Here is a 17,259-nt window from a genome sequence, read left to right as displayed (position 1 = left end):
CCCGCCCGGCGCTTCCCCGGTCGCCCCACCCATCGTCGCCTCAGCGCTCCGTCCGTCGTGCGGGATCTGATGTGATCTGATGTCAGTGTTCCAACGTTAGAATAGCTCATTTCCTGACAATCGTCACAAGATTCTGATTCCGTACCGAGGAGCACCACCTTGCGATCTGACAGTTGGCGGCTGAACGACACCTCCGGCACCCAGGCCACGATCCTCGCCTACGGAGCGACCCTGCAGGAACTCAGCACCGCCGACCGAGACGGCCGGATGGCCAACGTCGTCCTCGGCTTCGACAACCTGGCCGCCTACCAGGAGCACGGCTACTTCGGCTGCGTCGTCGGCCGCTACGCCAACCGCATCGCCGGCGGCGCCTTCACCCTGGACGGCCGCGACCACCGGCTGCCGCTCAACGACGGCCCGAGGCCCAACACCCTGCACGGCGGCGACCCGGGCTTCGGCGCGCGCCTGTGGACGGCGCCGGACGGCGTGACCGAAGTGGACGGCGGCACCTCGCTCACCCTGACCCGGGTCAGCCCCGACGGCGAGGAGGGCTTCCCCGGCGAGGTCGCCGTCAGCATCCGCTACACCCTGGCCGCCGGCCGGCTCAGGCTCGACTACCGCGCCCAGACCACCGCGCCGACCGTGCTGAACCTGTCCAACCACGCCCGCTTCAACCTCGCCGGGGAGGGCGCGGGCACGGTCCTCGACCACGAACTCGGCATCGCCGCCGACGGCTATCTACCGGTCGACGCCGCGCTGATCCCGCTCGACGGCGCGGCCCCGGTCGACGGCACGCCCTTCGACTTCCGCAAGCCGGCGGCCGTCGGCGCGCGCCTGGCCGACCCGCACCCGCAGCTCGCCCTGGTCGGCGGCTACGACCACTGTTTCGTCCTGCGCGGCGGCCGCACCGCCGAGCCCCGCCCCGTCGTCGAACTGCACGACCCGGGCAGCGGCCGCACGATGCGCATCGCCACGACCGAGCCGGGGTTGCAGCTCTACCTGTCCTCCGAACTCGACGGCACGCTGACCGGCTCCGGCGGGCGCCGGTACCAGCGGTACGCGGGCATCGTGCTGGAGACCCAGCACTTCCCCGACTCGCCCCACCGGCCCGACTACCCCTCGACCGTGCTGGTGCCGGGGCAGGTGTTCGCCTCGACCACGATCCTCGAGTTTGACGACCCCCGGTAGCGCGAAGCGGCGGAATATCCCCGGCCGTCAGGCGTTGAGTCAGTACGGCCCGATCGTTCGTCGCCACATCGACTCCCGCGAAGAGCGCTAGGAGGGACACCATGAAGCCCGGAATCCACCCCGACTACCGGCCCGTCGTCTTCCGCGACCAGGCCGCGGGATACACGTTCCTGGGCCGGTCCACCGCGACCAGCTCGCACACCATCGAGTGGGAGGACGGCAAGACCTACCCGGTCATCGACGTCGAGGTCTCCTCGGCGAGCCACCCCTTCTACACCGGCAACAGCCGGGTGGTGGACACTGCCGGTCGCGTCGAGCGGTTCAACCGGCGCTACCAGCGTCCGAGCAAGGGCGAGTGAGATAGCCCGGCGCTCTTGTCAGGCGTCTGCTTGAGGACGCGCAGCGCAAGCACACCACACGCACCACGCACCACACACCATCGCGATCGCCGCGGGGACCGTCGTCCCCGCGGCGATCGCCATTTACGCAGCTATAGAAGTCCCTCAGTCGTCCAGCCGCAGCAGCTCGCGCCCGGCCCGGATCACCGTCTCCCGCACCTGCTGCGGATCGTCGAGCTCGGCGGCTGACAACGCGCCGTCGTGCAGCAGTACCAGGACGCGTCCCGCGTACTCCGGATCCGGGTGTCCGGCCTGCCCGGCGAGCTGCGTCACCGTGTCCTGGAACCAGGCGCGGTGCTCGGCCACGGCCATCCGGATCGGGTCCTCGGGGTCCGGGTACTCGGCGGAGGCGTTGATGAAGTGGCAGCCGCGGAAGCCGGCGGAGCAGGTGACCTGGCCGATCAGTTCCAGCAGTGCGGTGGCGGCCTGCTGCGGGCTGCCCTTGTCGAGGGCGACGGCCACCGCGGCGCGCAGGTCGGCGTCGGTGGCCCGCAGGTAGGCCTCGACCAGGTTCTCCTTGGCCGGGAAGTGCCGGTAGAAGGTCGCCCGGGTGACGTTGGCCTCGGTGACGAGGCGGTCGACCGGGACCGTGTGGATGCCCTCGGTGTAGAAGAGCGTGCGCGCGGTCTCCAGCAGGCGGTCCCGGGGGCTCGGTGCGGAGTTCGGCATGTCCAGATCTTAGTGGAAAGAACGTTCTGTTGACGGGGTCCCGGCGGCCTGCGTAGAGTCTCGCAGCGGGGAAGAACGAACGTTCTTTCCGCTGAGTGTGGCCATCGAGAGGAACCCGACCTCATGCCTTCCCGTTTCAGCACCTACCTGCAGCGCAACGAGACCTTCGCCGGCACCGACGCGAAGCTCCGCATCCCCGAGATCCCCTTCATCCCCTTCAAGCAGGTCTACCTGATCACCTGTGTCGATCCCCGGGTCGAGCCGGCGGCGATCGCGGGGGTGGAGCTCGGCGAGGCGATCGTGGCCCGCAACATCGGCGGCCGGGTCACCGAGTCGGTGGTCGGCGACCTGGCCTGGGTCTGCCATCTGCACGAGAACAAGACCCCGGACGCGGACTGGTTCGAGGTCGCGATCATCCACCACACCGACTGCGGCTCCGCGCTGTTCGCCGACCCGGAGCTGCGGCGGACGTTCGCCGAGCGCGGCGGGTACGACGAGCAGACCGCCTCGGCGATGGCGGTGCTCGACCCGGCGGCGACCGTGCGCCACGACATCGAGCTGCTGCGCCGGGCGCCGGTGCTGGCCGGGACCATCGACAAGCTCAAGATCGGCGGTTACGCCTACGACCTCAAGACCGGCGTGATCAGCACGGTCGTGGCCCCGGAGTGAGCCGGCGCGGGGGCGGTTGAACCGGCGACGCGCTCGAACCAGTGACTCCGTCGGCAGCTCTCGGTAAGGTTCAGTCATCGACAGCGCTTATTACAGCGCTTGTGACAGTGCCTATTGCCGGGAGGGGCCGCATGACTGCCGAGCTGATACACCGCTGGGCCGAGGGCTGGACCGTGTCACGCCGGACCGCCGCTCCGGTCGCGACGCGGTGGGGGCTGCGGATCGAGGTGGGGGCCGAGAACCAGCTGCGCCGCCACGTCCTGCTGGATCCGCGGGAGCAGGAGGTGCGGGAGCTGGCCGCCTCGATCGCGGAGCCGCTGACGTGGATCAAGACCCACGTGGAGCCGGCCGAGCTGGCGCCGTGGCTGCCGGCCGGCTGGACCGAGGACGACCCGGGCTGGCTGATGGCGATCGACGTGGCGCCGGCGGAGGTCGCCGTGCCGGACGGGTACCGGCTGACGTCGGAGTCGCAGGACGGCGTGACGTATGTCCGGATCCTGACGTCGGACGGGGACCTCGCGGCGCGCGGCCAGTACGGGCACATCGGGGACTATGGGACGGTGGACAAGATCTCGACCGAGCCCGCGCATCGCCGCCGGGGTCTGGGCTCGGTGGTGATGGGCTCGCTGGCCGCCGCGGCGTATGACTCGGGTGCATCGACGAGCGTGCTCGGCGCGACCGTGGAGGGGCGCGCGCTGTACGAGGCGTTGGGCTGGAAGGTGCACGCGCCGCTGGCGGGGTTCATCTTCAACGGGTAGCCGGACCAGGTGACTTCCCCACCTGCGGCGACAATGGAAACCGATGTCGTTGCCATCTTTGCGTTCTCACGCAAATGTACGGTTCACTTCGGGTGTCAGCTTGTAGATTCCGGCCCAGGCGGAGGCGCAGTGCCTGAGCACGACCCGCACGACCCGCACGACCACGGTGACCGCGGTGACCATGGCGAGCACAGCGAGCACGGCCACGACCAGGCCGGCGCCCCCGGCCACGCCGGCCACAGCCACGGCGTGGCCGTCGACGCCGACCGGCGCTGGCTGCTGATCGGCCTGGCGCTGATCCTCGGCTTCATGGCGGTCGAGGTCTCCATCGGCTTCCTGGCGCACTCGCTGGCCTTGATCTCCGACGCGGCCCACATGCTCACCGACGCCGCGTCGATCCTGTTGGCGCTGTTTGCGATGCGGCTGGCCGCCCGGCCGGCCCGCGGCGGCTACACCTTCGGCCTCAAGCGGGCCGAGATCCTGTCCGCGCAGGCCAACGGCGTCACGCTGCTGGTGCTGTCCGCGGTGCTGGCGTTCGAGGCGGTGCGGCGGCTGGTCAGCCCGCCGGAGGTGACCGGCGGGCTGGTCCTGGCCACGGCGCTGGTCGGGGTGGCCGTGAACATCGTCGCGGCCTGGTCGATCTCCAAGGCGAACCGGACCTCGCTGAACGTCGAGGGCGCCTTCCAGCACATCCTGACCGACCTGTACGGCTTCATCGCCACCGCCATCGCCGGCCTGGTGGTCCTGCTCACCGGCTTCGCCCGGGCCGACGCGATCGCCACCCTGGTGGTCGTGGCGCTGATGCTCAAGGCCGGCCTGGGCCTGGTGACCGCCGCCGGCCGGATCTTCCTGGAAGCCGCCCCGGCCGGCGTCGACCCGGACGCGGTGGGCGATGAGATGGCGGCGGTCGAGCAGGTGATAGAGGTCCACGACCTGCACATCTGGGAGATCACCTCGGGCCAGGCGGCGCTGAGCGCCCACGTGCTGGTGGTGCCCGGCGGGGACTGCCACAAGGTGCGGCGGGTGCTGCAACGCAGCCTGCTCGCCGAGCACGGGATCAGCCACGCCACGCTCCAGGTCGACCACCTCGGCGAGGAGGACGACCACCAGCTGCTGCAGATCGCGCACAGCGCGCCGGAGCGGGAGCAGGGGCACTGCGAGGACGCGCACGGGCCGGTGCACCGGACGGGGCCGCACGATCACTGAGGGGCTGGGGCGCTGAGGCGCTGCGGCACTGGGGCGCTGCGATGCTGCGGTGCTGCGGTGCTGCGGTGCTGGGGCGCTGCGGCGCTGAGGCCAGGAGTGTTTCCCGCCTAGGCGTGTTTCGCGAGCGCCGAGCGCAGCGGCTGCGAGTGCCTGGCGGTGCTGCTCGCGCCGGCTGAACTCGGCTCGGCCGACTCGCACACAGCTTTGCCGCCGCGAGCGCCGAACGCAGCGGCCTCGGCCCGGAATCCGTCAGCCGGCCTCGGCGCCGACCAGATCGCCGACGGCCGCGGCCAGTTCGGCACGCCGCGGCGGCCCGGAAACCCGATGCGTGATCCGGCCCGCGCCGTCGAGCACCAGCACCGTCGGGGTCCGTAGCACCGACAGGCGGCGCGCCAGGTCCAGCCGGTCCTCGGCGTCGATGTCCACGAAGGCGACCGCGTGCCGGTCGGCGAGTTCGGCGAGGATCCGGCGGGTCGGGCCGCAGTACTGGCACACCTTCGAGGAGAACTGGACCAGCGTCGCGCGCGGGTCGAGCTCGATGCCCAGGTCCGCGGCGTCCAACCGGTCGCTACCGGCCGCACCGGTACCCGCGCCGCCCGCGGCACCCACTTCGCGCACCGCGCCGTCGGTCCGCTTGCGCCACACCCCGAAGGCGGACGCCGCCGCCAGCACGCCCACCGCGGCCAGCACGCCGGTGATATCCATGCAGGACACAGTGCCGCCGTCTCGCGGGTTATTCCGCCCTTGTCCATTCGGCGAGACACAGTTTTGCCGCCGGGACCGCCGACCTACCTTTGCCGTATGACGGAAACGCAGGTCACGCCGCCCGCCCGGGGCATCGACGTCCGCGGGCCGCGGTTCGGCGCGACGGTGACCACCGTCGTGCTGGTGGTGGTGCTGGCGACCGGGAGCGGCTGGCTGCTGGCGGCCCAGGCGCTGGTCTTCGCGATCGGCGCCGGTGCGGGCCTGCGCCGCGCCCCCTACGGCCTGCTGTTCGCGCACCTGGTCCGGCCCCGTCTCGGCCCGCCGACCGCGTTCGAGGACGAGGCGCCGCCGCGGTTCGCGCAGGGCGTGGGCCTGGTGTTCGCGGTGGTCGGGGCCGTCGGCTATCTCGCCGGGGTGTCGGCTCTGGGCATCGCCGCGACCGCGCTGGCGCTGGCCGCCGCCTTCCTCAACGCGGCCTTCGGATACTGCCTGGGATGCGAGATGTATCTGGTGCTGGCCCGCCTGCGCAGACGCCCGGTCTGAACCCGCGATCCCCTTGCCCACGTTTGCAATGCGGCGACGGCTTCCCTAAGGTCCTGATCAAAGTCAGCGGCCTGCTGTTCTATACGGCTGTTGATTCGCGGGTCTCGTGCGGAACGAGCCGGTTTTGACCAAGGGGGGTTGATTCATGTCCACTCGTCCTCGCATCACGGTGCTGGTCGGTGCCGCGTGCGCCGCGATGCTCCTCGCCGGTTGCTCGAGTTCGGGCTCCATCGGCGGCGGCGGGTCGCAGGGGTCTGCCGGCGGCACGGGCGGCGCGGTGGGCAGTACTTCGGGCAGTACTTCGGGCAGTGCGCCGGCTGGCACCTCGGGCGGTACTTCGGGGGGCAACGGGAGCGCCGACAAGGGCTGCGTCCAGGCGATGACGGCGATTCAGGACGCTGAGAAGGCCCAGAACAACCCCAACCCGCAGGACGCCCTCCAGGAAGCCACCACCGACATCGGGCAGCTCCGTGGCGCGGCCGCCACGACCAAGAAGCCCGGCGGCCAGGCGGCGATGAACAAGGTCGCCGACGACCTGCAGGCCATCGTGAACCAGGTCGCGGCCGGGCAGAAGCCGGACACGTCGCAGGCGCTGAACGACGGCCAGGCGGTCGTCCAGATCTGCGGGCTCTGAACCCGGCCGAAGCCGCTGACTGCCCGACCAGCCGCCTGACTGCCCGACCGCCGGGCAGCCAGATCGCTCGCCGGGTCGCCGGACCCCTCCGCCCAGCCGCTGGATTGCCCGCCTGCGCGACCGCCGGACCCTCCGACCGCTCTCCTAACCTCCCGACCCCCGCTCCAGACCTCGCGCAACGCACACGCGATGCAAACAGCCGAACTCCCCGAACCGGGGTATTCGTTATGTATGAGGATCTTCGACCGGGTGCACCGCGACCGCTGGGCCGGGACGGCCGCGCTGCTGGTGCCGCCGGCCGTGGCGGCGGTCTTCCTGCCGTGGCGGCCGTCGCTGGCGAACACCGACGTGGCGTTGCTGCTCGTGGTGGTGGTCGTGGCGATCGCCGCCAACGGGCACCGGGTGGCCGGGATCGTGGCGGCGGCGTCGGCCGCGGTGTGGTTCGACTTCTTCTGGACCGCGCCGTATGAGCGGTTCAGCGTCACGCGCGGCACCGACATCCAGACCATCGTCCTGCTGCTGGCGGTCGGCGCGGCGGTGAGCGAACTGGCGGCGCGCGCCCGCCGGGCCCGGCGCACGGTGGTCTACGACACCGCCTACCTGGCCGAGCTGCGCTCCACGGCCCGCCTCGTCGCCGACCAGCGCGATCCGCAGGAGGTCGTGGCGCACGTGCGGGCCCAACTCATGATGCTGCTGGGCCTGCGGGACGCCCGCTTCGAACCGGGCCGGTTCCTCGGCCATCCGCCGCGCCTCGCCGACGACGGCACCCTGTCCTGGGACGGCCGGTGCTGGAACGTCGAGCAGTACGGCTTCCCGGACACCGACTTCGAACTCCCGGCCCGCTCCGGCGGCCGGACGGTCGGGCGCTTCATGCTCACCCCGATGCCCGGCGCGGTGCCCTCGGTGGCCGCCCGCCAAGTGGCGGCGATGCTCGCGGCCCAAGTCGGCGCGGTCTTGGTGCGTGACGTGGCGCGTCCGCCTGTGGCCGCCTGAGACGGACCGCCGGAACGAGCCGGTTGTCGCGCGTGCGTCCAGCGGTCGCTTTTAATCCGAGGCCGTGATGGACCGCGTTGGCTAGAGTGACGCCGTGACCGAGCTTCCTGAGCACTTGCGCCCCTTCTTGTTGGATGTTCCCGAGGTGCGGCGTGAGCGGGTCGGGAGGGTCGACTTGTACTGGCCGGACCCAGTCGCAGGCGGCGAGCAGGCTGCCGATCGGCTCCCGGCGATCGTGTTCGTACACGGTGGTCCGATCCCGCCGGACATGACGCCGACACCCCGCGACTGGCCGACATACGTCGGATACGCCGGCTATGTGGCCGGCCGGGGGGTCGTGGGTGTCACGGTCGACCACCGACTGCACGACCTCGAGGACTACTCGCAATCCGCCGCGGACGTCACAGAGGCGATCGAGCTCGTTCGCAACGATCCCCGCGTGGATGGCGACCGGATCGCGGTCTGGGTCTTCTCCGGCGGCGGAATGCTGACGGCCGAGTGGCTGTCGAACCCGCCGTCCTGGTTGCGCTGTCTGGCGGCGACATACCCGGTCCTCGCCGAACGGCCGGGACGGGACGCGGATCCGCGTTACCGGCCCGCCGAGGCCGTGCGTTCAGCCGGAGAGCTGCCGATCGTCCTGACGCGGGTCGGGCTTGAGCGTCCTGACATCGCGCCGACTGTCGAGGCGTTCCTGGCCGCCGCCGATGATTGCGGCGCCAAGGTAGAGGTGATCGACATCCCGGATGCGCATCACGGCTTCGAGTCGATCGACCACACCGAGTCGACGCGGCAGGGTGTGGTCAGGGCCGTCGAGTCAGTACTCGGGCAGCTGCGGGGTTAGGGCGGTACCCCGAACCCCGTCCAGGAACAGCGACACCATCTGCTCGCCCAACTCCCGCCGGGTCAACGGCCCCTGTGACCGGAACCACCGGTGGATCTGCACCACGCTGCTCAGGAACGTGTTGGTGATGACGCTGGCCGGCACATCGGGCCGGAACGCCCCGGCCTTCTGCCCCTCCTCGACCAGGTCCTGGAACAGGTGCTGGTACCGCCGCCGCTCGGCGCGCACCGCGGCCGCGTGCTCGCCGGCCACCAGGTGCATCGAGCGGGCCCAGACCGTCAGCGGCTCGGCGTGCTCGTCCATGTGCGCGAACAGGTCGGACACCGCGCGGTGCAGCCGGACGTCGGCCGGGCCGTCGGCGGCCGCGATCGTCTCCAACCGCGCGGTCTGCTCGGCCAGCAGCTCGCGGTAGATGCTGGTCAGCAGCTCCTCCTTGGAGCTGAACCAGTGGTACAGCGCGCCCTTGGTGACCTGTGCCGCCTCCACGATCTGCCGGGTCGTGGTGGCCTCGTAACCCAAGCGGGCGAACAGATCGGTGGCCGCGGCCACGATCCGGTCCCGGGCCTGGCCGCGCGGCACCCGCGGCCGGTCCTGCTCTGTCATGTCGCTCCTCGTCAGGGCCCTGATCCCATCCGATCCGGCCCATTGACACCCGGGGATTACCGACGATACTAAGCGCCAACATACCGGGCGGTCGGTCGGTGACCGGGAAGCGGAGTCGTCCATGACGTTCAACCTCGCCTCGATCCTCCGCGAGTCGCGGTACGCCTCGCCGGGCAAGCCGCTGTGCCACAGCCAGGACGCGACCCTCACCTACGAGCAGGTCGACCAGGACTCGGGCCGGGTGGCGGCCACGCTGCTCGCCCTCGGTCTGGAACGCGGGGACCGGGTGGCCGTGCAGCTGCCGAACCTCCCGGAGTTCCTGCTGTGCTACTTCGGGATCCTCAAGGCGGGACTGGTCATGGTGCCGTTGAACCCGTTGTTGAAGGGCCGCGAGATCGGCTATCAGCTAAGGGATTCAGGCGCGAAGCTGCTTGTGGCGTATGGTCCCTTGGCCGCCGAGGCGATCGCGGGAGCCGCGGAGGCCGGCGGGACAGAGGTCTACGTCGTGAACCCGCCGGGGAACGACCAAGTCCCGGCCGGCACGCATCCCTTCGCAGAGCTGCTGAGCAGCACCGACACCGGCGACATCGCGCCGACCGAAGCCGACGACACCGCGGTCGTCCTCTACACCAGCGGCACCACCGGCAAGCCCAAGGGTGCCGAGCTGACCCACTTCCAGCTCTACATGAACTGCACCGTGTCCGGAGCGCTGTTCGGGGTGCTGCCGGACGACGTCTCCCTCGCGGTCCTCCCGCTGTTCCACGTCTTCGGCCTGTCCAGCGTCCTGAACGTCATCGTCCGCTTCGGCGGCACGTTGGCCCTGGTCCCGCGCTTCGAGATCACGCCGGTGTTGGACGCGATGGAGAAGCACCGCTGCACGATCTTCTCCGGCGTCCCGACGATGTACTTCGCGTTGCTGCACGCGGACACCGCCGAGCGCGATCTCAGCACCCTGCGGGTCGGCTGCTCCGGCGGCGCCGCGATGCCCGGCGAGGTGATCCGGGCCTTCGAGGCCAAGTTCCCCGGGGTGGTGATCCTGGAGGGCTACGGGCTGTCGGAGACGGCCAGCACGGTCACTTTCAACATCAGCGCCGACCAGCGCCGGGTCGGCTCCGTCGGCAAAGCCGTGTGGGGCGTCGAGGTCCGGGTCATCGACGACGCGGGGCAGAGGCTGCCGCCCGGGCCGGAGCACGTCGGCGAGTTCGTGATCCGCGGCCACACCATGATGGCGGGCTACTGGCGCAACCCCGAGGCGACGGCCGAAGTGGTCCGCGACGGCTGGTTCCACACCGGCGACCTCGGCTACGCGGACGAGGACGGCTACTTCTACATCGTGGACCGCAAGAAGGACCTGGTGATCCGCGGCGGGTTCAACGTCTACCCGCGCGAGATCGAGGAAGTCCTCTACGCCCACCCGGCGATCGCGGAGGCCGCGGTCATCGGACGCGCCGACGAACGGCTGGGGGAGGAGGTGGTGGCTTACATCGCGCTCAAGGCCGGAGCGCACGCTGACGAGCGCGAGGTCATCGAGTTCTGCCGCGACCGGCTGGCGCCCTACAAGTACCCGCGGGAAGTGCGGATCCTCAGTGCCCTGCCGATCGGACCGACCGGGAAGATCCTGAAGAAGGAGCTGCGGACGTGAGTATCGCCGTGGACACCGCGCCCGGTGTCCTGCACCGCTTCTGGCGCCGAGACCTGGCCGCCTATCCCGAATCCGCACGCCGCTACGCCTATCTGGCGATCGTCGTGCTGACCACGATCGTCCTGTACTACCTGCTCTACATCCAGTACGCGGTGGCGACGTCGATCATCACCCACTACCACATGACCTTCACCTACTTCGTCTGGATGTCGGTGATCGGCAACGCGATCGGCGCCGGGTCCTCGCTGCTGGCCGGACTCGCCGACCGCTGGGGCCGGGCCAATCTGGTCGTCTACGGACTGTTGGTCGCCGGGATCCTGGTGCTCATCTTGCCGAGCACGTCGAGCAAGGGCATGTTCCTGACCCTGTTCGCCGCGCTGTTCTTCGTCGAGGGCATCATCCTGGTCGCCACCCCGGCGCTGATCCGGGACTTCTCGCCACAGCTGGGCCGGGCCACCGCGATGGGCTTCTGGGCGATCGGGCCGGTGGCCGGCTCCCTGGTGGTGACCACCGTCACCAGCCACACCCTGGACAGCTCGACGTGGCAGGACGAGCTGCACTACTCCGGGATCAGTTCCCTGATCGTGTTCGTGATCGCGCTGTTCGCGCTGCGCGAGCTCTCGCCGCGGCTGCGGGACCAGATCATGGTCAGCATGCGCGACCGGGCGCTGGTCGAGGCGCGCGCCCGCGGCATCGATCCGGAGCAGGAGCTGGCCGGGCACTGGCGGCAGATGCTGCGGCCGGGCATCGCCGGTCCGGCGTTCGCGGTCAGCGTGTATCTGCTGCTGTACTACGCGCTGGTCGGCAACCTGGTCATCTACTTCTCGTCGGTCTACGGCTACAGCGAGCAGCGTGCCAACTCGGTGGCCAACTGGTACTGGGCCGCCAACGCGGTGTCGTTGGTGGTGGCCGGGCTGGTGTCCGACCGGCTCAAGGTTCGCAAACCCCTGATGATCGTGGGCTGCGTCGGCACCATCACCACCACGGCCATCTTCGCGGTGCTGGCCACGCATGCCCACACCGGCTACTACACCTTCGCCGTGGTGTTCCTGATCGGCGGCGCGCTGGCCGGCGTCACCTACGCACCGTGGATGGCGGCCTTCACCGAGACCGTCGAGGCGCGGAACCCGGCGGCGACCGCGACCGGGCTGGCGGTGTGGGGCTGGATCCTGCGGATCGTGGTCGCGGTGTCGGCGGCGTTCGTGCCGGTGGTGGTGACGTCGGTGACGCCGGTGGTCGACCACGGCGCGGAGGTGGCCGCCGCCCAGGCGAAGGCTGGTCCGGCGCTGGCGATCGTGGGCGCGCATCCGGCGCTGTTCGCCGAGTTGGCGAAGTATCCGCCGAACCCGGCCGCGATCCCGCCGAACCTGCTGGCGCAAGCGGTGGCCCAGGTCGGGGTGTCCGGGTTGCAGACGGTGCAGCAGGCGCAGCCGGAGATCGCGATCCTGCAGGCGCACGGGCCCGCGGTCGCCAAGGCGGTCAAGGACGGCCCGCACCAGTGGCAGACGTGGTGGTGGGTGACGCTGGCCGGGCAGATCGTGTTCCTGCCGTTCGCGGCCGCCATGCGCGGGCGGTGGAGTCCGCGCCGGGCCCGCGAGGACGCCGAGGCGCATGAGCGGGCGGTCGCGGTCGAGTTGGCCAAGCTGCGGGAGGGGGAGGCTCCGGGCCGTATGAGCTGATCGCGCGCCGGTACCGGCTGTTGATCGTGCACTGATATGCGACGGCCCGCCGTCACGCGATGCGTGAGGGCGGGCCGCTTGCTGCCGAGCGGCGAGCGGCGAGCGGCGGGTCAGACGTCGGACCGCGTCAGACTGCGAACAGCCAGAACCACTGGCTCTGGTCCCCGGTGTTGCAAGGGGCCATCGTGAGCCACTGCGCAGAACCCTTACTGGCCAGGCAGGTGTTGGTGTGCTTGTTCTTCAGCACGCCATAGGTGGCGTTGCCGGGGATGCTGGTCAGCGTCCACTGCTGGAAGTCGGCCGTCAGATGCCCCTGCAGGCCGGGTACCCCGTTGAAATCGTCCGAGATGTCGACGTCGTTTTGGGCGGCGTCGTTGTTCGGCTCCACTTGCACGACCTTGGTGCCGGCGCTCTCCGGCTTGTCGTTGGACTGGATGACCAGGCTGCCGTCGGGATACTCCCAGACGGTCCAGGTCTGGGCCGGGCTGTGGTTCGTCGGCCAGATGTCGACCTGCTGGCCGTCGTTGAACTTGTCCTCGTTCAGGTCGACCGAGGCGTTGGCCGAGTAGTTGAGGATGTTGGTCGTCTTGATCTGGGCCGGCGGAGCGGGCTTGGCACTCGTGTGCGGCGGGGGCGGGGCCTTGGACGGCGTGGTCTGCGGCGGCGGGGCGCCGCCCTGGGACGACGACGGCGGCGCGGCCGGGGACTGGGTCGGCTTCGGCGGCGTCGGCGTGGCACTGGTGGACGGCGCCGCGGGCGTCGGCTGGATGACGACCACCTGCGGCGCGGTCGCGGCGACCGGCTGCGGCGAGGCCTGGGCGCTGGTGTCGAAGGAGGGGCGGATGCCGAACCACAGGGCCAGGATCGCCGCGGCACCGGCGGCGGCGAACATCAGCAGGCGCTGAAGCCAGCGCGGCAGCAGGGCCGACTGCATGTAAGTGCCCTGAAGGGACACCGGCTGTCCCAGCCCGGAGGGGGCGACGGTGATGTTGTACTGGTGCCGGGCCTTGGCCCCGAACCAGAGCAGCCGGCCCGGGCGGACGCTGAACTTGCTGAACTGCGCGCGTCCGGGCTGCAGGCGCAGCGCCGGGGTGCGGATGTCCACCTGCAAGTTGGAGTTGGACGACGTGGTGGACACCGAGGCGCTGGCGACGGTGTTGCTGTAGTTGTCGACGGCGAGTTTGACCCGGCCGCGGTGCCAGCCCCGGGTGGTGGCCGGGATCAGGTCGGCGCGGATGTCGGCGAACTCCGCGACCCGCAGCACGCCCTCGATCGCGAAGGTGTTCTCGCGGTCCTCGCGCGGCGTGACCTTCACCGCGTAGGACTGCGGCCCGGCCTGGGCCTCGGAGCTGCGCGGTGGGGCGAAGGTGAGTCGCGCGGTGCCGGTCGTACCTGGATACAGGCGCAGGGTCTGGGGTTCGACGCTGCACCAGCGAGCGGGGTCGCCGGTGGCCTGAAGGTGGTACTCCTCGACGATGTCGCCGGTGTTGCGGACGGTGAGCTCCACCGCCGCCTCGGCGCCCGGTTCGACATCCGCCGTCACCGGGTTCAAATCAACCCACACGATCCGTTGCACTCCCTGCCGGCCCGGCGCCCGCACGACTGGTCAGGCGGTCCTGAGCGGACAGCCTAGGGGTGCGTCCGGGCCGGTCGGAGCCCTTCCGGCGGATTCCGGACCCGCGGTGCCGACGGTGCCGCCCGAACGGGCAGTTACCAGTGCCCTCGCGTTCGTCCCCCTGGACGTTTCGAACAGGGGCCGGCGTCGGCAATGGTTATCGCTGAACTTTTTTGCCCGCGTACGGTTTTCGAGGAGACATCGACCATGCCGACATATCTGTCGCCGGGCGTCTACGTGGAAGAGGTCGCCAGCGGCTCGCGGCCGATCGAGGGCGTGGGTACCTCGGTCGCGGCCTTTGTCGGCCTCGCGCCGCGGGGCGCGCTGAACGCGCCGACGCTGGTCACCAACTGGTCCCAGTACGTCGCCGAGTTCGGCGAGTTCACCGAGGGCTACTACCTGGCGCACTCGGTGTACGGCTTCTTCAACAACGGCGGCACCACCTGCTACGTCGTCCGCGTCGGCGGCACCGAGGGCGGCCTGGCCGGCCCGGGCTCGGCCGACGGCAACGGCAAGGCGGTCAGCGCCGGGCACCGGGGCGTGGTGACCGGCGCCGAGCGCCAGGCCCTGGCCGCCGGCGAGCCGGTGACGCTGGGCGGCTTCAAGGTGACGGTCCAGCCCGGTGCGGCCGGCAGCGTCTCGGTCGAGGTCACCGACGCCCCGGCGGACAAGGACGACAAGGGCGGCGCCGACGCGGCCGAGCGCTTCCGGCTGGTCGTCAAGGTCGACGACAAGCCCACCGAGACCTTCGACGTCTCGGCGAACAAGAAGGCCGGCCGCAACTACGTCACCACCCAGGTGCGCGAGCGGTCCAAGTTCATCACCGTGGAGGAGGTGGGCTCCGGCACGCTGGTCCGCCCGGAGAACCAGACCGTGCAGCTGGCGGCCCCGGCCGGTGGCGCGGCCGGCGGCGAGCTGCCGGTCCCGGTGTCCACCGGTTCCTACATCGGCGACTCCGCCGACCGCACCGGCTTCGGCGGTCTGGAGGCGATCGACGAGATCACCATGGTCGCCGTCCCCGACCTGATGAGCGCCTACCAGCAGGGCAGCATCAGCGAGGAGGAGGTGAAGGCGGTCCAGACGGCGCTGATCGGGCACTGCGAGCTGATGGGCGACCGGGTCGCCATCATCGACCCGCTGCCGAACCTGAACGCCCAGCAGATCCGGGCCTGGCGCCAGACCGGGGCCGGCTACGACTCGCACTACGCGGCCCTGTACTACCCCTGGATCCGGGTCTTCGACCCGGCCGCCGGCAAGTCGGTCGCGGTCCCGCCCAGCGGCCACATGGCCGGCGTCTGGGCCCGCAGCGACGCCGAGCGCGGCGTGCACAAGGCGCCGGCCAACGAGATCGTGCGCGGCGCGGTCGACCTGGAGCTGCAGATCACCAAGGGCGAGCAGGACCTGCTCAACCCGATCGGCGTGAACTGCATCCGCGCCTTCCCCGGCCGCGGCATCCGGATCTGGGGCGCGCGCACCATGTCCTCGGACCCGGCGTGGCGCTACCTGAACGTGCGCCGCTACTTCAACTACCTGGAGGAGTCGATCCTGTCCGGGACCCAGTGGGTGGTCTTCGAGCCGAACGACCAGGCGCTGTGGGCCCGGGTGCGCCGGAACATCTCGGCGTTCCTGGTCAACGAGTGGCGCGGCGGCGCGCTGTTCGGCGCGCGCGCCGAGGACTCCTTCTACGTCAAGTGCGACGAGGAGACCAACCCGCCGGAGTCGGTGGACGTCGGCCGGGTCATCTGCGAGATCGGCATCGCCCCGGTCAAGCCCGCCGAGTTCGTGGTGTTCCGGCTGGCGCAGATCTCCGGCGGCGGCAGCGAGCTGGAGGAGTAGGCCCCGCGCCGGGAGCCGGCGGCCCGCCTTTACTCGCATGCGGTCCGCCGGCCCCGGCCGGTTCGGAACTTCGATCCCTTATTCACCGCAAGCATCACTGAAGGATTCGGATCACCATGGGTTTGACCAACGGCGACTCCGCCGCCGCGCATAATTTCGCCCTCCAGATCGACGGCGTGCAGGTCGAGTACCTGGCCGAGGTCGGCGCGCTCCAGCTGGAGCAGGACGTGATCAAGCACGTCCAGAACAACCCGCAGGGCAAGCCGGTCGTCAGGATGATGCCGGGCATCTCCCAGGGCGGCACGGTCTCGGTGACCCGAGGCCAGACCCAGAGCTCGTCGTTCACCAACTGGATCAACGAGTCGCTGGCCGGCAACATGGGCTCGGCGCGCAAGAACGCGACGATCATCTACATGGACTACATGAACAACCCGATCAAGCGCTACGACCTGCGCAACGCGTGGTGCTGCAAGGTCGAGACGGCCGGTACCAAGGCCGGCGAGGCGCAGGTGCTCACCGAGCAGGTCACGATCACCTTCGAAGAACTGGTGATCGCCTGATGAAGCGCTCCCTCCCGGGGGCCGCGACGGCGGCCCCGGCGGTGCCGGTCCAGGCCGACGTGGCGCCCGGGGCGGTGCCCGGCGCGGCTGCTCCGGTCGCGACGATGGCTCCTGCGGCCGCCGGTGTGGCCGCCGCGGCCCCGGCCGCACCCGGCCGCGTCGACACCCTGCGCACCGAGTTCGACTTCGAACTCCCGCGCGGCTACGTGGACGACACCGGCGCGGTCCACCGCCGAGGCGTGATGCGCCTGTCCACGGCCCGCGACGAACTCGTACCGCTGCGCGACGTCCGCGTCCGCGAGAACCCGGCCTACCTGTCGGTGGTCCTGCTGGGCCGGGTGATCACCCGCCTGGGCACCCTGCCGATGGTCCATGACGGCATCGTGGAGAACATGTTCGCCTCGGACCTGGCCTTCTTGCAGGACTTCTACGAGCAGATCAACGCCGAGGGCCACACCCTGGCCTCGGTGACCTGCCCGAACTGCGCCCAGGACTTCGAGATCGACCTCGGCGGGAGCCGCCTGGGGGAATCGTGACGTACGCGGCCGACCAGCTCCGCGACGAGGTCGCGTACGTCGCTTACCACTTCCACTGGGGCCTGGACCAGATCCTCGACCTCGAGCACGGCGACCGGCGCGGCTTCGTGTCCGGCATCGCCGGGCTGAACGCGCGCGCCTCGGAGGGCTGAGATGGGGTTGTTCTCGCGGCGGGGGCGGGGGG

19 protein-coding genes are annotated in these 17,259 nt (G+C 70.5%); 15 read left to right on the top strand and 4 right to left on the bottom strand.

Annotated features, from left to right (window positions below; translation table 11 throughout):
• Positions 1-159: 159 nt before the first annotated feature.
• Positions 160-1,188 carry an aldose epimerase family protein gene (locus tag KGQ19_RS32525; protein ID WP_212016384.1) on the top strand — a complete coding sequence of 343 codons (1,029 nt, stop codon included), beginning with the start codon at positions 160-162 and terminating at the stop codon, positions 1,186-1,188.
• Between the two features lie 101 nt (positions 1,189-1,289).
• The gene (locus KGQ19_RS32520; RefSeq protein WP_212016382.1) at positions 1,290-1,547 is read left to right on the top strand and encodes a type B 50S ribosomal protein L31; all 258 of its coding nucleotides are present in this window, start codon (positions 1,290-1,292) and stop codon (positions 1,545-1,547) included.
• 144 nt (positions 1,548-1,691) lie between these two features.
• On the opposite strand, the gene KGQ19_RS32515 is transcribed toward KGQ19_RS32520, so the two are convergent.
• The gene (locus KGQ19_RS32515; RefSeq protein WP_212016380.1) at positions 1,692-2,255 is read right to left on the bottom strand and encodes a TetR/AcrR family transcriptional regulator; all 564 of its coding nucleotides are present in this window, start codon (positions 2,253-2,255) and stop codon (positions 1,692-1,694) included.
• Between the two features lie 123 nt (positions 2,256-2,378).
• Here KGQ19_RS32515 and KGQ19_RS32510 point away from each other — a divergent pair, with 123 nt between their 5' ends.
• The 3 genes from KGQ19_RS32510 (at position 2,379) to KGQ19_RS32500 (ending at position 4,888) form a co-directional block, all read left to right on the top strand.
• A complete protein-coding gene (locus KGQ19_RS32510) occupies positions 2,379-2,924 on the top strand; it encodes a carbonic anhydrase (RefSeq protein WP_212016378.1) in 546 nt (181 codons plus the stop codon).
• A gap of 131 nt (positions 2,925-3,055) precedes the next feature.
• Complete coding sequence (locus KGQ19_RS32505) at positions 3,056-3,682, top strand: GNAT family N-acetyltransferase (protein ID WP_212016376.1); 627 nt, start codon at positions 3,056-3,058, stop codon at positions 3,680-3,682.
• A 129-nt stretch (positions 3,683-3,811) separates the two neighbouring features.
• On the top strand, positions 3,812-4,888 hold the full coding sequence (locus tag KGQ19_RS32500; protein WP_307856576.1) for a cation diffusion facilitator family transporter: 1,077 nt from the start codon (positions 3,812-3,814) through the stop codon (positions 4,886-4,888).
• A gap of 249 nt (positions 4,889-5,137) precedes the next feature.
• On the opposite strand, the gene KGQ19_RS32495 is transcribed toward KGQ19_RS32500, so the two are convergent.
• The gene (locus tag KGQ19_RS32495; protein WP_212016374.1) at positions 5,138-5,593 is read right to left on the bottom strand and encodes a thioredoxin family protein; all 456 of its coding nucleotides are present in this window, start codon (positions 5,591-5,593) and stop codon (positions 5,138-5,140) included.
• Positions 5,594-5,689: 96 nt separating this feature from the next.
• Between KGQ19_RS32495 and KGQ19_RS32490 the strand changes: the two genes are divergently transcribed.
• The 4 genes from KGQ19_RS32490 to KGQ19_RS32475 all read left to right on the top strand — a co-directional run bounded on the left by KGQ19_RS32490 (position 5,690) and on the right by KGQ19_RS32475 (position 8,604).
• Entirely contained in the window at positions 5,690-6,136 is a 447-nt protein-coding gene (locus KGQ19_RS32490; RefSeq protein ID WP_194927071.1) for a DUF4395 domain-containing protein, read from the top strand.
• Positions 6,137-6,281: 145 nt separating this feature from the next.
• Positions 6,282-6,770: a hypothetical protein gene (locus tag KGQ19_RS32485; RefSeq protein ID WP_212016372.1), complete on the top strand. Its 489-nt coding sequence runs from the start codon at positions 6,282-6,284 to the stop codon at positions 6,768-6,770.
• Positions 6,771-7,001: 231 nt separating this feature from the next.
• A complete protein-coding gene (locus tag KGQ19_RS32480; protein WP_212016370.1) occupies positions 7,002-7,763 on the top strand; it encodes a DUF4118 domain-containing protein in 762 nt (253 codons plus the stop codon).
• A gap of 94 nt (positions 7,764-7,857) precedes the next feature.
• Positions 7,858-8,604, top strand: a complete 747-nt coding sequence (locus KGQ19_RS32475; protein ID WP_212016368.1) for an alpha/beta hydrolase family protein — start codon at positions 7,858-7,860, stop codon at positions 8,602-8,604.
• On the opposite strand, the gene KGQ19_RS32470 is transcribed toward KGQ19_RS32475, so the two are convergent.
• Positions 8,578-9,207, bottom strand: a complete 630-nt coding sequence (locus tag KGQ19_RS32470; RefSeq protein ID WP_212016366.1) for a TetR/AcrR family transcriptional regulator — start codon at positions 9,205-9,207, stop codon at positions 8,578-8,580. The two genes, KGQ19_RS32475 and KGQ19_RS32470, sit on opposite strands and share 27 nt — an antisense overlap.
• Positions 9,208-9,328: 121 nt before the next feature.
• Here KGQ19_RS32470 and KGQ19_RS32465 point away from each other — a divergent pair, with 121 nt between their 5' ends.
• Together KGQ19_RS32465 and KGQ19_RS32460 are read left to right on the top strand one after the other, a co-directional pair.
• Entirely contained in the window at positions 9,329-10,849 is a 1,521-nt protein-coding gene (locus tag KGQ19_RS32465; RefSeq protein WP_212016364.1) for a long-chain-fatty-acid--CoA ligase, read from the top strand.
• Complete coding sequence (locus KGQ19_RS32460) at positions 10,846-12,528, top strand: MFS transporter (RefSeq protein ID WP_212016362.1); 1,683 nt, start codon at positions 10,846-10,848, stop codon at positions 12,526-12,528. The genes KGQ19_RS32465 and KGQ19_RS32460 overlap by 4 nt, the downstream gene beginning before the upstream one ends.
• 127 nt (positions 12,529-12,655) lie before the next feature.
• Here the strand turns inward: KGQ19_RS32460 and KGQ19_RS32455 are convergent, their stop codons facing one another.
• Complete coding sequence (locus tag KGQ19_RS32455) at positions 12,656-14,092, bottom strand: RICIN domain-containing protein (RefSeq protein WP_212016360.1); 1,437 nt, start codon at positions 14,090-14,092, stop codon at positions 12,656-12,658.
• 258 nt (positions 14,093-14,350) lie between these two features.
• On the opposite strand from KGQ19_RS32455, the gene KGQ19_RS32450 reads away from it, so the two are divergent.
• From KGQ19_RS32450 to KGQ19_RS32435, 4 genes are all read left to right on the top strand, one after another.
• Positions 14,351-15,979, top strand: a complete 1,629-nt coding sequence (locus tag KGQ19_RS32450) for a phage tail sheath family protein (RefSeq protein ID WP_212016358.1) — start codon at positions 14,351-14,353, stop codon at positions 15,977-15,979.
• A gap of 116 nt (positions 15,980-16,095) precedes the next feature.
• Positions 16,096-16,539 carry a phage tail protein gene (locus tag KGQ19_RS32445; protein ID WP_194895726.1) on the top strand — a complete coding sequence of 148 codons (444 nt, stop codon included), beginning with the start codon at positions 16,096-16,098 and terminating at the stop codon, positions 16,537-16,539.
• Positions 16,539-17,075 carry a hypothetical protein gene (locus KGQ19_RS32440; RefSeq protein ID WP_212016356.1) on the top strand — a complete coding sequence of 179 codons (537 nt, stop codon included), beginning with the start codon at positions 16,539-16,541 and terminating at the stop codon, positions 17,073-17,075. The genes KGQ19_RS32445 and KGQ19_RS32440 overlap by 1 nt, the downstream gene beginning before the upstream one ends.
• Positions 17,072-17,227 carry a DUF6760 family protein gene (locus tag KGQ19_RS32435; protein ID WP_194895727.1) on the top strand — a complete coding sequence of 52 codons (156 nt, stop codon included), beginning with the start codon at positions 17,072-17,074 and terminating at the stop codon, positions 17,225-17,227. Before KGQ19_RS32440 ends, KGQ19_RS32435 begins: the two co-directional genes overlap by 4 nt.
• Positions 17,228-17,259 lie beyond the last annotated feature (32 nt).

The organism is Catenulispora pinistramenti (assembly GCF_018274385.1).
Taxonomy (GTDB): Bacteria; Actinomycetota; Actinomycetes; order Streptomycetales; family Catenulisporaceae; genus Catenulispora; species Catenulispora pinistramenti.
The sequence above is the reverse complement of the archived record's forward strand: the minus strand, read 5'-3'. Positions and strand labels throughout refer to the sequence as shown.

Excerpts from the sequence above, each read along its gene's own strand:
- KGQ19_RS32495 (WP_212016374.1), bottom strand. The coding sequence starts at position 5,593 with ATGGATATCACCGGCGTGCTGGCCGCGGTGGGCGTGCTGGCGGCGGCG.
- KGQ19_RS32485 (WP_212016372.1), top strand. The coding sequence starts at position 6,282 with ATGTCCACTCGTCCTCGCATCACGGTGCTGGTCGGTGCCGCGTGCGCC.
- KGQ19_RS32515 (WP_212016380.1), bottom strand. The coding sequence starts at position 2,255 with ATGCCGAACTCCGCACCGAGCCCCCGGGACCGCCTGCTGGAGACCGCG.
- KGQ19_RS32470 (WP_212016366.1), bottom strand. The coding sequence starts at position 9,207 with ATGACAGAGCAGGACCGGCCGCGGGTGCCGCGCGGCCAGGCCCGGGAC.
- KGQ19_RS32445 (WP_194895726.1), top strand. The coding sequence starts at position 16,096 with ATGGGTTTGACCAACGGCGACTCCGCCGCCGCGCATAATTTCGCCCTC.
- KGQ19_RS32440 (WP_212016356.1), top strand. The coding sequence starts at position 16,539 with ATGAAGCGCTCCCTCCCGGGGGCCGCGACGGCGGCCCCGGCGGTGCCG.
- KGQ19_RS32510 (WP_212016378.1), top strand. The coding sequence starts at position 2,379 with ATGCCTTCCCGTTTCAGCACCTACCTGCAGCGCAACGAGACCTTCGCC.
- KGQ19_RS32505 (WP_212016376.1), top strand. The coding sequence starts at position 3,056 with ATGACTGCCGAGCTGATACACCGCTGGGCCGAGGGCTGGACCGTGTCA.
- KGQ19_RS32480 (WP_212016370.1), top strand. The coding sequence starts at position 7,002 with ATGAGGATCTTCGACCGGGTGCACCGCGACCGCTGGGCCGGGACGGCC.
- KGQ19_RS32465 (WP_212016364.1), top strand. The coding sequence starts at position 9,329 with ATGACGTTCAACCTCGCCTCGATCCTCCGCGAGTCGCGGTACGCCTCG.
- KGQ19_RS32490 (WP_194927071.1), top strand. The coding sequence starts at position 5,690 with ATGACGGAAACGCAGGTCACGCCGCCCGCCCGGGGCATCGACGTCCGC.
- KGQ19_RS32450 (WP_212016358.1), top strand. The coding sequence starts at position 14,351 with ATGCCGACATATCTGTCGCCGGGCGTCTACGTGGAAGAGGTCGCCAGC.
- KGQ19_RS32520 (WP_212016382.1), top strand. The coding sequence starts at position 1,290 with ATGAAGCCCGGAATCCACCCCGACTACCGGCCCGTCGTCTTCCGCGAC.